This is a genomic window from Candidatus Planktophila sp. (assembly GCA_030681675.1).
Lineage (GTDB): Bacteria > Actinomycetota > Actinomycetes > Nanopelagicales > Nanopelagicaceae > Planktophila.
Window position 1 is genome coordinate 179,141 of sequence record JAUXRP010000017.1, and the last position, 12,407, is coordinate 191,547.

Below are 12,407 nucleotides of genomic sequence, written 5' to 3' on the forward strand. Positions count from 1 at the left end.
TAGTGCCTGGATTATTAATTAGGGAAGGGGGGTAATCTACCCCCATGAGCGATTTCAGCAGTTCGACAATCACAGTAACGGCCCCATTAGATGCGGTAACGCAAGCGCTTTTTGACCTAGAAAAGTACCCAGAGTGGTCCAGTTCAATTAAGTCAGTTGAGGCGATTGCCCGCGATGATCAGGGACGCATCATCAAGGCAAAGATGGTTATCGATGCAGGCATGATGAAAGATCGGGTGATCTTGGATTACGACTGGTCTGGCGCACCGGGAAAGTTGAGTTTTACTCTCGATGATGCCGATCTATTAACTGGTATGGATGGTGCCTACACAATCAAATCTCTCGATGAGGATTCAACGTCGATTACTTACGAGTTAACAGTCTCGCTCTCGATGCCAATTCCAGCGATGATGCGTCAGAAAGCTGAAAAAACAACCATCGACCAGGCGTTGGCTCAACTTAAAGCATCACTTGAAGCGTAAGTAGTTTTTATGGCCCTCACAATTGGTATCGATGTTGGCGGCACCAAAATTTTGGGAGGCGTTGTTGACGAGTCTGGTTTTGTAGTGGCAACGGCTAGAACCGATACACCTCGACAAGGTGGGAGCGTTCTTACACAAGCTATTGCAGATATCGCCAAGGAGTTATTAGTCCACCATAAGGCCGCATCAATAGGTGTCTCTGCCGCCGGATTTGTTTCATCCGATCGCAAGACAATGCTTGCTACACCCAACATCGCCGACTGGAATGGCATCAATTTAGATGACGAACTAACAACTTTAATTGGTCTTCCCGTCATCATTGAAAACGATGCAAATGCTGCCGCTTGGGGCGAGGCAAAGTTTGGCGCAGGGCAAAATCAAGCCCACATGATGATGTTGACCGTTGGAACTGGGATAGGTGGAGGAATAGTTGTAAACGGAGATCTCTACCGCGGGGCTTTTGGAATTGCCGCTGAGTTTGGACATATCCGAGTCGTACCGGATGGTCATCTTTGTGGGTGTGGAGCTCGTGGGTGTTTCGAGCAGTATGCATCCGGTAAAGCGCTCTTACGTCATGCGCGTGAAGCAATCAATGCAAGCCCTGAAATTGCGCGAAATTTATTATCGCGTGGAGATGGAACTGTTGCAGGGTTAACTGGTTCAGCAATTACAGATGCAGCCCGTGATGGTGACCCAGTTGCACTGGCAGCCTTTACTACAACTGGCCAATGGCTAGGTGCAGGAATCGCCTCTTTATCTATGGTTTTGGATCCCGCGTGCGTTGTTATTGGCGGAGGAGTGATTGAGGCGGGTGAGATTTTATTGAAGCCAACTCGTGAAGCCCTCGAACGGACAATGCCATTTGCAGGAAAGCATCCATATCCGCAGATTATTGCTGCGCAGTTGGGTAATAAAGCTGGCCTTGTCGGCGTTGCGGACTTAGCTAGGCTTTAATTCTCAAAGGGGTACGTAAGTTTGATTTGTCTTCTTATCTCATCCATCGAATTCATTACTGAAATAGTTTCATGATGTGGCATCAAGGGTGATTCAAGAAGACCGGCACGAACAACGCGGGCCATTTCAATTGCTTGCTCACGAAGTCCATGTCCACTATAGGAATTTGGATATTCAGTAGTTGTGCCATCGAATAACACTACCCGCATACTTGAGGGATTATAAAATGTGCGATCTATTTCAAGTCGACCTAACAATCCACTGACAACGGCGCGGCATGGAGTTTGCGCGATCATAGTTGTATTAATAATCGCCTGTGCGCCATTGTTATAGTCAAATATTGCACTCGTTTGTGCATCTACGCCGCGATTCGTCATTACTGCGCGAGCCGTGATGTGTGCAGGGGCTCCTAAAACTAAGTGAGCAAATGAGATTGGATAGATTCCAAGATCTAAAAGTGCTCCTCCTCCTAAATCCGGATCAACTAAGCGCGCAATTCCTTGGTCGGCTAATCGTTGGCCATGATCGGCCTCTACTGTTTGTATCTGACCAAGAACGTTGCTGCTCAGAATTTGACGCACCATTGCAATGTGAGGTAAATATCGCGTCCACATTGCCTCAAGGAGTGCAATGCCATTTATGTGTGAAGCATCAATCATTGATTGTGCTTGTGCCGCCGACATAGCGAAGGGTTTTTCACATAAGACGGGTTTTCCTGCATTCATTGCCAGCAGTGAATGTTCCTCGTGCATCGGATGTGGTGATGCAATATAAATTGCATCGACGCTTTTATCGGCAACTAAATCCTCGTACGATCCATAGGCTGTTGCATTGGCGATTGTGCTCGCAAATTTCTGCGCCTTAATAATTGAACGTGAGCCAACGGAAACAACGCAATGTCCTTCAGCCCGTAATAGATCTTCTACAAATGCTTGTGCAATTCCTCCCGTGCCTAAGATTCCCCATCTAAAGTTTTTCATAGCGCTACTCCATCATCTTCGTGATAACCACGCATGAACCAGCGTTCAATTGCGCGCTTTGCTGAAAAAAAGAATGTGCGTGGTGATTGTGGCGGGGGATTCGGTGCAACGAATCGATCATTGCGATCTATTTGATCTAGTTCATCTAGATATGTAGAAGTACTAGATTCATCGAGGGAGAGGCCGGAGACTATCGACTCGAACTCGCTTCGAATGAGCTCTTCCTCATCGAAACCATCATCCTTGGGGTTCATGGGTGGATTGCTCACCCTCAGATAGTGTCATACGGGGCAATAGCGGCTAAATTAGGCGAGTGCTCAACAAACTCCCCTATGGTCTCTTGCGCGCCTTCCTCACGCCATTTTTAATGAGCGCTTTTCGCCCAAAGGTTAAGGGCTTGCGAAATGTTCCCGCTAAAGGCCCGGTCATCATCGCCTCAAATCACCTCTCCTTTAGCGATTCGATTTTTATGCCCCTGGTGGTTCCACGCAAAGTGACTTTTTTGGCAAAGAGCGAGTACTTCACATCTCCTGGTCCAAAGGGCTTAATGAAGAAGTTAACTTTCATCGCACTTGGCCAAGTTCCGGTAGATCGATCTGGTGGACGCCGAAGCGAGGCCGCTCTTATTACGGGCTTGAAGGTTTTGGCCGAAGGTGACTGTTTGGGAATTTACCCAGAGGGAACTAGATCTCCAGATGGTCGACTCTATAAGGGCCGGACTGGCATCGCCCGTCTAGCAATCGAATCTGGTGCGCCGGTTATCCCCGTTGCGATGTCTAATACCGACAAGATTCAGCCAACCGGAAAAGTAATTCCAAATTTGCATCGTGTAGGAATGGTCTTTGGCGAGCCCATGTATTTCGATGGAGATTCAACTGATTTGCAATACCTGCGCACTGTGACCGATCAGATAATGAGTAAAATCCAAGAGATGTCAGGTCAAGAGTACATAGATATTTATGCACCGAAAAAAAGCAATCCCGATGAAATAAACGTTGCAGGCGAAGAAGATTAGAGTTTGTCTAAAGCGTTACGTGCCCCTAAATAAATACATGTTGTGCACTCGGAGCCAGGATCTGGAAGCTCTGCCTCTAATACATTAATAAAATCCTCGATAACACTTAAGAAATGTGCAGAATCACGCTCGACTGCAACGTACTTTTGGTCAACGCCAAAAGCAAAAGAACTTCGGTCATCACCAATTGCACTTACCGGCTTCCAAATCAGCAGACCTTGTGATGCAACTATCTGCCCTCTTCCTGCAGCGGGATTTTCCAGAGCATATGAGTATGCCTCTAATTGAGGTGAGTAAAAAACACCGCTATCTCTCTGGCTATCAGATACTTTGCAGTCAATAAGACCGAGAGTGCCATCGGTATTTGTCGCCACTAAATCGTATTTGCCTAGGATGCGCCAGCGCGTTTCACTTTCATTTATACGCAATGGTTTACTTTTAACAAACTCTCCCCATTTGGTGATGGTCCCAGGGCGCAGAGTTGAATCAATTGTTGGCATATCTGCGTTGTGAAACTTCTCCTCTTGTAGCGCCGAGAGCGTACCAACTAGGGGCATTTGCAGAGGCGCGCTTAATTTGTACCAGTATTTAATCCAGAGACAACGCTTGCAGGTTGATAGTCCAAAAGTTAAATCGGAAGGGGATATAAATTCACGGGCTGGTTTTATCGGTTTTTTCATACTCGTATTCTCTATCTAAGGGCTGACAATGGCTGAGATTAGAACTGCAACACCTAAGAGAATCATGATTGAACCACCACCGGCACGGAGCTTTTCTATGCGTGTGGCATCGGTTGCCAACCATTGACGCGCCGTTCCGGCAAGCAGTCCCCATGTACCGTCAGAAATAAAGGCCAGCGTTGAAAAGATAGCACCGAGAAAAATTAATTGAGCGGTAACGCTGCCACGCTCTCTATCGATGAACTGAGGTAGAACAGCTGCATAAAAAACTATCGCTTTGGGATTAAGGGAGCCGACCCAGAAACCATCTCTAATGGAGCGAGCAACGGAAGGTGCACTATCTCCCTGATTTCTCATATCGGCGGCATGTACCGCTCGATGTTTAATGGCATCTACACCTAGATACATTAAATAGAGACCTCCACCCCATTGGACTGCGGTGTAGGCGAGTTCAGATCTCTGCAAGAGCGGCCCAAGACCAATGGCAACGAAAACTGAGAGCACAAAAGAGCCAGTGACATTTCCGGCAACGGTAAAAATCGCTACTGTGCGCCCCCAGGAAATTGCGCGTGCAATGACAAATAAAACACTCGGTCCTGGAGCTAGAATGATTACCATCGCAGCCACAATGTATTCAGTTAGCCGCGATGGAATCACCATAAATCTAGTTTAGCCAAAGAAATTGGTTAGTTCGTACCTCGAGACGATGAGATTGAATGTAATACTCGATATCCCACAATTGCAACCACTGTTGCATTAATGATGCCATTGAAGGTGTAATCCCCACGGGTCCATGACATATCTGAGATACCGATAATGAGCGCCGATGCAGCAACGATTAAATTCGTTGAATTGGCGAAATCGACTTTACCCTCAATCCATATGCGTGCACCAAGCACACCAATCATTCCAAACAACGCCACTCCCACACCGCCCAGTGCGCCGACAGGGGTAGAGCTTAGAACTGCGCCAAACTTAGGAGAAAGTGATAGTCCGATAGCACCAACACCTGCAATCCAATATGCCGCTGTTGAATAAACTCGAGTAGCTGCCATAACACCAATATTTTCGGCATAAGTTGTAGTACCTGATCCACCACCGATACCGGCCAGAGTCGTTGCAACTCCATCGGCCATTAGCGCAGTTCCCATTTGATCATCTAAGTTCTTGCCTGTCATAGCCGACACCGCTTTAACGTGGCCGACATTTTCAGCGATCAAAACTAGAACTACAGGTAAGAATAAAACTATCGCTTTGCCATCAAATGTAGGTGATGTAAAAGTAGGAAGATCAAACCACTTCGCTGCAGAAATACCATCGGTATTAACATCTCCCATTGCGTAGGCATAACCGTAACCGATAACAAGTCCGGCAAAAATACTGATCCGACTTAAGAAACCACGAGAGCCTGCAGCGATAAGAGCGATTGATGCAAGAGTGATAACACCAACGGTGGGTCCGGCAGCAAAATTGTTTTTAGCCGCTCCAGCTAGATTTAAACCTATGACCATGACGATTGTTCCTGTAACTACTGGAGGCAACATCCAGTTAATCCAACCGATTCCAGCTTGGCGAACAATGAGACCAACTGCCACCAAAATAAGACCGGTAACTACAACGCCCCCAAGGGCTGCCGACATTCCACCCCCGGATTTTGCAGCGGCGATCGGTGCAAGAAATGCAAAGGATGATCCAAGGTAGCTTGGTACTTTATTGGCAGTCAGTGCTAAGAAAATGAGAGTTCCAACACCGGAGAAGAAGAGTGTCGTCGTTGGTGGAAAGCCAGTTATGAGGGGAACGAGGAACGTGGCACCGAACATCGCAGCGATGTGTTGGAGTCCGACACCAAAAGTGCGGGGCCAGGTAAGGCGTTCATCGGTAGAAACGACCTCGCCCGATGAAATTGATTTACCATCCCCATGAAGTTTCCATGTAAACAGAGACATATCTCCTCCAGCTTCTAAGGGCCCTTCGGCGGTGAAGGGCGCTACAACTCAGGGTACGGTCGCTCTAAGGGCTACTCAGGCGTACGCCACACCCTCTCGAGGGGAAGAGTCGAATCGCCAGGCTCATCAGGAGTTGCAGCGGCCGGGGTATCGCAATATATTACCTTTAGATATATCGATTCGATATATAAAGCGATAGTAGATTCTGAGGGGTTGAAACAATGCGCTCACGCAGTGACTCCCTTGAGTTCGCACTCTTAGGTCTTCTCTCTCAAGGCCCTTTGCATGGCTATGAGCTACGAAAGCGTATGGGAACGATTTTTGGCCCCTTTCGAGCGCTCTCATTCTCAGTTCTCTACCCACAGCTTCGAAGGATGATGGAGGCTGGAGTAATCGCAGAGAGCCACGTTGAAACAACGTCGAGGCGCTCGCGAATTGTTTATGCCATTACAGAAAAAGGGGTTACAAGATTTTCTGAATTAACTGAAACCGTCAGCCCAGATACATGGGAGGACGAGGGATTCGAAATCCGCTTTGCTTTTTTCTCCCCAACATCGTCAAAGAACAGAGTAAGAATTCTTGAGGGGCGCCATCGTCGCCTTAAGGAAAAGGCAGAAATTCTGCGCGGTGAACTCGAGAAGTCACCGATCGGAATCGATAAATATCTAGAGGAGTGGCGACGTCACTCTCTGGAGTCAGCTGATCGAGAGATCGCTTGGCTGGAAGACATGATCAAAACCGAGAGGAAATAAAGTGAATATAACAACGGGTAAAGGCGACATCCGTGTTGCAATTGTTGGCGTAGGAAACTGCGCTAACTCTTTAGTTCAAGGAGTGACCTATTACAAGGACGCGGCCATAGATCAAGAGATTCCAGGTTTGATGCACGCAGTTGTTGGGGGATACCACATCTCTAGCATAAAGTTCGTCGCGGCCTTCGATGTCGATGCTAAGAAAGTCGGTCTTGATTTAGCCGATGCTATCTGGGCTAGTGAAAATAACACCATTAAATTTAGTAACGTCGCACAAACGGGTGTTCCAGTTATGCGAGGAGTTACTCTTGACGGTCTCGGTAAATACTACAAAGAGACGATCACCGAATCAGAAGCGCCTGCAGTAGATATGGTTCAGGTGCTAAAGGATGAAGCCGTAGATGTCTTAATCTGTTATTTACCCGTCGGTTCTGAGTTAGCTGCAAAGAATTATGCACAATGTGCAATTGATGCTGGATGCGCATTTGTAAATGCATTACCGGTTTTTATCGCCTCTGATCCAGAGTGGGAAAAGAAGTTTGCTGATGCAGGTTTGCCAATTGTTGGTGATGATATTAAGAGCCAAGTTGGTGCAACTATTACTCACCGCATCATGGCAAAGCTGTTTCAAGATCGCGGAGTTCACTTAGATCGTACATATCAATTAAACGTCGGTGGAAACATGGATTTCAAGAACATGCTCGAGCGTGATCGTCTTGAATCCAAGAAGATTTCAAAGACTAATTCGGTTACATCTCAACTCGATCATGACATGGGAGATAAGAATGTTCACATTGGACCTTCTGATTACATTCCCTGGTTAGATGATCGCAAATGGGCCTACGTTCGCCTCGAAGGCCGTGCATTTGGCGATGTTCCACTTAACCTTGAATATAAATTAGAGGTGTGGGATTCACCTAACTCAGCGGGAGTAATTATCGATGCACTTCGCTGTGCCAAGATTGGCTTGGATCGCAAGATCGGTGGAGCGTTGCTTTCCCCATCTAGCTACTTCATGAAGACCCCGCCGATTCAATATACCGATGAGGCAGCTCATGACAAGTTAGAGGATTTCATCGCCGGTACGTTAGAGCGATAAAAACACTTTTAGCGCATGAAAAAGCCCCTTGGCATAGAGCCAAGGGGCTTTTTCTAACCCCTCACGGAGAGTTGAGGGTTAAATCGTCGCATCCAAAGGAGTGCGACGAATATGACGAATCCCTAAGATTACAAAGAGGAACATTAATAGTGCTCCAACGAAAGTAACCTTCGCAGCAATTGCTGCGATGTCTCCAAGAGTTCCAAATGCATATGCGTTTAAGAGCATTCCACGAAGTGTCTCACCCTTAAATACAGTTTCTACAGTTGCGCTTGCCTTGGCTGCTGCAGCTTGTAATTCTGGATTAGATGGATCTGCTGCTAACGCTGCAGCTGCTGCGCGAGATGCACCTGATGCAGCTGCATAAGGTGGCATGGCTGACATATGGAAGGCAATATAGTGATCGGCATACATTTGAGCTTGTTTGCCGGTACTCATAATTTTATCTCCATTTTCCTTAAAGAATGCAACGGTTGTTGCATCGGCGTTAGGATCGCCATTCTCGGCTGGCATAGTAATTTGCTGTGCCTCTAACTGTGATGCCACAGTGCCACCTGCAAATGTTGCACCCCAGTTAAGTAGTCCTGCTGCGATTAACAGAAATACTGCTAACCCAAAACCCACAAAAGTCACAATCTTGTCAAAAGTAATACGCTTCATTTTCCTTACCTTCTCTCCCTTTTAAACATCTCTTGTAGATGTGCTGCTAACTTATCTCTCCTGAGAGTGAATGCACAGCAGAAAGTGCGAGGGACAGCCCTCGCAGAGAGTTTGATTAGAATTTTAGAGGGGTAGCCCTCAGCTAAATGTGATGCAAGCGACTATAAGGAGTCAATCCACATGCCGATCGCAGATCGACTTTCCATCGGGACCGACAACCATATGTGAGCATGGGACATTGAGTTGATCAAATGCTTTATCGCCATAATGCGTTCGAAAGGCTAACGCTAATAAAACTCGAAGATTAGTATCACCATCGGATTTAATTCCAAAAACTTGCGCACTACGACTGACGGTATTTTCAATTACTTTTTCGCTATGTGAAGTCTGTGTAGCTATTGCAGAGTTTGATTTACCTTCGCACACTAATTGCAGGACTAACTGTTCGAATGGCGAAAGCTCGCGTGTGGAAATCGTTATATCTCTAGTCATAATATCGCACCTCTCCGTGGTGGATTAATCTTGCCTCATGACTTATGAGAAGTACACCTCTAGGATGCTCTAATGAGTGAAATCTTGGACACATTTTCAGGGGGAGTACGCTACCTGTCCTTTAATCGCCCAAAAAAGATGAACGCCTTATCACGGGGGATGTATGCCCATCTTGCTAAAGCGCTCAACGATTCGGCGGGCGATTTCAGCGTCCGTGCCGTGATTATTACCGGCGAGGGCGATCATTTTACCGCCGGAAACGACATTGTTGATTTTATGGACAACCCACCGACCGCCGATTCAAGTGAGGTCGCCATTTTTTTGGCAGCCCTGCTGAATTTTCCAAAGCCGTTAATCGCCGCCATTAAGGGAAATGCCGTAGGAGTTGGCACCACAATGTTGCTGCACTGTGATGTCGTAGTTGCAACTCCAACTGCAAATTTTTCAATGCCTTTCGTCTCACTGGGTCTAGTACCTGAAGCTGGATCTACTTTTCTCTTTCCATCTCTAGTAGGGTATCAAAGAGCAGCAAAGATTTTTTTAACTGGTGAGAGCTTTAGTTCAACTCAAGCCCTTGAAATGGGATTAATTGCAGAGATTGATGGTGATGCACTCGCAGCTGCAACGCGAATTGCGCAGCAGATTGCCGAACAACCACCACAGGCAGTTATCAATACCAAGGCGCTATTGAAAGCGCGCAACCATGATTCAGTTGCCGCCGTGATGCGAGCTGAGTTCGAAATTTTTGCTCTCGCACTGCAATCCGATGAGGCCATGGAGGCCTTCATGAAGTTCATGGCTAAGAAAGGTTCATCATGACCTTGTCAGGAAAGAAGATTTTTATTACAGGTGGCTCACGAGGTATCGGGTTAGCAATAGCTCTTCGCGCCGCCGCCGATGGCGCATCGGTGGCGATCGCGGCAAAGACGACCGAGGCTAATCCCAAACTTCCCGGAACAATTTTCACTGCGGCAGCCGAAATTGAAGCAGCTGGCGGCGCGGCGCTTCCGATTCAATGCGACCTGCGTGATGAGGTTCAAATTCAAGAGGCCATAAAATTAGCTGCCGATACCTTTGGCGGAATCGATATCCTTGTAAACAATGCCAGTGCAATTAATCTGACGAAAACTGAAGCGACGCCAGCTAAACGCTTTGACTTAATGTTTGATGTAAACGTAAGGGGCACTTTCTTAACCTCCCAAGCCGCCATACCTTATCTTCGTCAATCCGCCCTTGAGGGACGAAATCCCCATATTTTAAATCTTTCACCGCCACTGTCGATGAATCCAAAATGGTTTAAAAACAATGTTGCTTACACCATGGCAAAGTATGGAATGAGTATGTGCGTTCTGGGAATGGCCGAAGAGTTCAAGCGCGATGGTATTGCAGTCAATGCCCTGTGGCCGCGCACTGTGATAGATACTGCCGCGCTGCAAATGATTCCGGGCATCGATGCGACTGCCGGTCGTACACCGGCAATTTTGGCCGATGCCGCTTATATTATTTTCAATCGCCCAGCATCCCAGTGTTCAGGAAACTTTTTTGTTGATGACGAACTTTTAGCATCAGAGGGCATCACCAATCTTGAGAAGTACTCAGTCACTCCTGGAACAACAGAGTTCCTACAAGATTTCTTTTTGGATTAGGGAATAAAATATCATGCCTATTTTTGATTTAGAACTCAATGGTCCTAACGTCATTGCCGAAGCTGAGCGGCATGGAAAAGCACGCACTCTTTTTTGGCCTTGGGCTGGAGCGAATGTCTCATTATTAGCGCTCTCTTACGGTGCTTTTTTCTTAGGTTTCGGCGTTTCATTTCGACAGGCTACTTATGCCGCAATTATCGGGACCGTTCTCTCATTTCTAGTTGTGGGAATTAGCTCCCTTGCAGGTAAAAAATCAAATGCCCCCACAATGATTTTGTCGCGCGCTGCCTTTGGCGTTAAAGGAAATATCGTCCCAGGTGCGCTGTCATATCTAATATTCGTTGGTTGGGAAACTGTTTTGGTCTCACTTGCAACTCTTGCCACCGGAACCGTACTTATGCGAGTTGGGAATATTGATTATAATCTCGCTTTAATTATTGGCTTTGTCGTTGCCGTTTCGCTCACTGTTTTTGGGGGAGTGCTAGGTTTTTCTACAATCATGCGCCTTCAGAAGTGGCTGACGCTCATCACCATATTCATGACTTTTCTCTACATAGTACTTACAGTGGACACCGTTAATTGGTCAGCGGTCATGGCAATAAAAGATGGCAGCACTCAAGCATTTATCGGTGCATTAATATTTGGAATCACTGGCATCGGATTAGGGTGGGTTAATGCCGCAGCCGATTATTCACGTTATTTACCCCGTACAGTTTCAAGCAAGGCGGTCGTTGGTTGGACCGTATTAGGTGCATCAATTGTGCCCATAGTTCTTGTTATTTATGGTTCAGCCTTAGCAGGTAGTAGTAAAGATTTAAGCGATGCCATTGCAATGGATCCGATTGGTGCACTTACAACTTTGTTACCAACATGGTTCTTAATTCCCTTTGCACTCGTTGCGATTCTTGGCTTAGTGGGAGGCGCCATTCTTGATCTCTACTCGTCAGGTTTAACGCTGGTTTCAATCGGTCTACCGGTAAAGCGCCATATTGCCGCCTCCATTGATGCATTAATTATGTTGGCAGGCACAATTTACATTGTGTGGTTTGCCGAAAAATTCTTCTTCCCGTTCCAGGGCTTTTTAATAACAATCGGAGTTCCAGTAGCAGTGTGGTCGGCCATCTTTGTCGCGGATGTTTTAATGCGCAGAAATGAATACTCTGAAGTTGATCTCTTTAATCAACGAGGCCGATATGGTGCCTGGAATATTAAATCCATCACGTTAATGGCTTTTGGTTCAGTTATCGGTTGGGGTTTTGTTACCAACTCTTTCGCTTCGTGGTTGTCCTGGCAGGGCTATTTTCTTGGCGCAATTGGCGGGAAAGACGGTCCATGGGCTTATGCAAATGTAGGTGTGATTTTTGCTCTGGCGATCGGCTTCTTTGGGCACATTGCGCTATCTCGAAAAACTATAGCTCTGCAGGAGCAAATTAATTAAAAATAGTAAAATAGGATGTATGGATAGACCATCGCAATACTGACAGCGGTAACAACTATGCCGTACTTAGAAAAATGCCAAAACGAGATCTTTATCCCTGCTTTATGTGCAAGACCGATACCTACAAGATTCGCGCTGGCACCAACAATCGTTGCATTGCCTCCGAAATCTGCTCCAAAGGCTAACGACCACCACAAAACATGTTCCTGCACACCAGATAAGCCCTGACTAAGTTCGGCCACTACAGGAGTCATAGATGCAAC

Annotated in this window: 16 protein-coding genes; 8 read left to right on the forward strand and 8 right to left on the reverse strand. The window is 46.7% G+C overall.

All coding sequences use genetic code 11. The features are described from left to right. The first annotated feature begins 44 nt into the window (after positions 1-44). Together Q8K48_05875 and Q8K48_05880 are read left to right on the forward strand one after the other, a co-directional pair. On the forward strand, positions 45-482 hold the full coding sequence (locus tag Q8K48_05875) for an SRPBCC family protein (protein ID MDP1851929.1): 438 nt from the start codon (positions 45-47) through the stop codon (positions 480-482). Positions 483-491: 9 nt separating this feature from the next. Continuing rightward, positions 492-1,436, forward strand: a complete 945-nt coding sequence (locus Q8K48_05880; protein MDP1851930.1) for an ROK family glucokinase — start codon at positions 492-494, stop codon at positions 1,434-1,436. Here Q8K48_05880 and Q8K48_05885 read toward each other — a convergent pair. Beyond that, positions 1,433-2,416, reverse strand: a complete 984-nt coding sequence (locus Q8K48_05885) for a Gfo/Idh/MocA family oxidoreductase (protein ID MDP1851931.1) — start codon at positions 2,414-2,416, stop codon at positions 1,433-1,435. The two genes, Q8K48_05880 and Q8K48_05885, sit on opposite strands and share 4 nt — an antisense overlap. Further along, positions 2,413-2,685 (reverse strand): hypothetical protein, encoded by a 273-nt coding sequence (locus Q8K48_05890; GenBank protein ID MDP1851932.1) that lies wholly within the window; start codon positions 2,683-2,685, stop codon positions 2,413-2,415. Before Q8K48_05890 ends, Q8K48_05885 begins: the two co-directional genes overlap by 4 nt. A 44-nt stretch (positions 2,686-2,729) precedes the next feature. Between Q8K48_05890 and Q8K48_05895 the strand changes: the two genes are divergently transcribed. Further along, a complete protein-coding gene (locus Q8K48_05895) occupies positions 2,730-3,431 on the forward strand; it encodes a lysophospholipid acyltransferase family protein (protein MDP1851933.1) in 702 nt (233 codons plus the stop codon). Here Q8K48_05895 and Q8K48_05900 read toward each other — a convergent pair. The 3 genes from Q8K48_05900 to Q8K48_05910 are packed head-to-tail and all read right to left on the reverse strand — an operon-like array spanning position 3,428 to position 6,057. Further along, positions 3,428-4,111 carry a PD-(D/E)XK nuclease family protein gene (locus Q8K48_05900; protein MDP1851934.1) on the reverse strand — a complete coding sequence of 228 codons (684 nt, stop codon included), beginning with the start codon at positions 4,109-4,111 and terminating at the stop codon, positions 3,428-3,430. The genes Q8K48_05895 and Q8K48_05900 overlap by 4 nt on opposite strands. 15 nt (positions 4,112-4,126) lie before the next feature. Continuing rightward, positions 4,127-4,771, reverse strand: coding sequence for a LysE family translocator (locus Q8K48_05905; GenBank protein MDP1851935.1), 645 nt, complete (start codon positions 4,769-4,771; stop codon positions 4,127-4,129). 26 nt (positions 4,772-4,797) lie between these two features. After that, a complete protein-coding gene (locus Q8K48_05910; GenBank protein MDP1851936.1) occupies positions 4,798-6,057 on the reverse strand; it encodes a solute carrier family 23 protein in 1,260 nt (419 codons plus the stop codon). A 221-nt stretch (positions 6,058-6,278) separates the two neighbouring features. On the opposite strand from Q8K48_05910, the gene Q8K48_05915 reads away from it, so the two are divergent. Together Q8K48_05915 and Q8K48_05920 are read left to right on the forward strand one after the other, a co-directional pair. Beyond that, the gene (locus Q8K48_05915) at positions 6,279-6,809 is read left to right on the forward strand and encodes a PadR family transcriptional regulator (protein ID MDP1851937.1); all 531 of its coding nucleotides are present in this window, start codon (positions 6,279-6,281) and stop codon (positions 6,807-6,809) included. Position 6,810: 1 nt separating this feature from the next. Beyond that, positions 6,811-7,908: an inositol-3-phosphate synthase gene (locus tag Q8K48_05920; protein MDP1851938.1), complete on the forward strand. Its 1,098-nt coding sequence runs from the start codon at positions 6,811-6,813 to the stop codon at positions 7,906-7,908. 78 nt (positions 7,909-7,986) lie between these two features. Here the strand turns inward: Q8K48_05920 and Q8K48_05925 are convergent, their stop codons facing one another. Continuing rightward, entirely contained in the window at positions 7,987-8,568 is a 582-nt protein-coding gene (locus tag Q8K48_05925) for a hypothetical protein (GenBank protein ID MDP1851939.1), read from the reverse strand. Between the two features lie 171 nt (positions 8,569-8,739). After that, positions 8,740-9,060: a LuxR C-terminal-related transcriptional regulator gene (locus Q8K48_05930; protein ID MDP1851940.1), complete on the reverse strand. Its 321-nt coding sequence runs from the start codon at positions 9,058-9,060 to the stop codon at positions 8,740-8,742. Between the two features lie 72 nt (positions 9,061-9,132). Between Q8K48_05930 and Q8K48_05935 the strand changes: the two genes are divergently transcribed. From Q8K48_05935 to Q8K48_05945, 3 genes are read left to right on the forward strand one after another with little or no spacing between them, the layout of a single operon-like run. After that, the gene (locus Q8K48_05935; GenBank protein MDP1851941.1) at positions 9,133-9,879 is read left to right on the forward strand and encodes an enoyl-CoA hydratase-related protein; all 747 of its coding nucleotides are present in this window, start codon (positions 9,133-9,135) and stop codon (positions 9,877-9,879) included. After that, positions 9,876-10,706 carry an NAD(P)-dependent oxidoreductase gene (locus tag Q8K48_05940; protein MDP1851942.1) on the forward strand — a complete coding sequence of 277 codons (831 nt, stop codon included), beginning with the start codon at positions 9,876-9,878 and terminating at the stop codon, positions 10,704-10,706. Before Q8K48_05935 ends, Q8K48_05940 begins: the two co-directional genes overlap by 4 nt. Before the next feature lie 13 nt (positions 10,707-10,719). Beyond that, positions 10,720-12,144: a cytosine permease gene (locus tag Q8K48_05945; protein MDP1851943.1), complete on the forward strand. Its 1,425-nt coding sequence runs from the start codon at positions 10,720-10,722 to the stop codon at positions 12,142-12,144. Here Q8K48_05945 and Q8K48_05950 read toward each other — a convergent pair. Further along, a partial coding sequence (locus Q8K48_05950) for a hypothetical protein (GenBank protein MDP1851944.1) occupies positions 12,141-12,407 on the reverse strand: 267 nt, incomplete at its 5' end. The two genes, Q8K48_05945 and Q8K48_05950, sit on opposite strands and share 4 nt — an antisense overlap.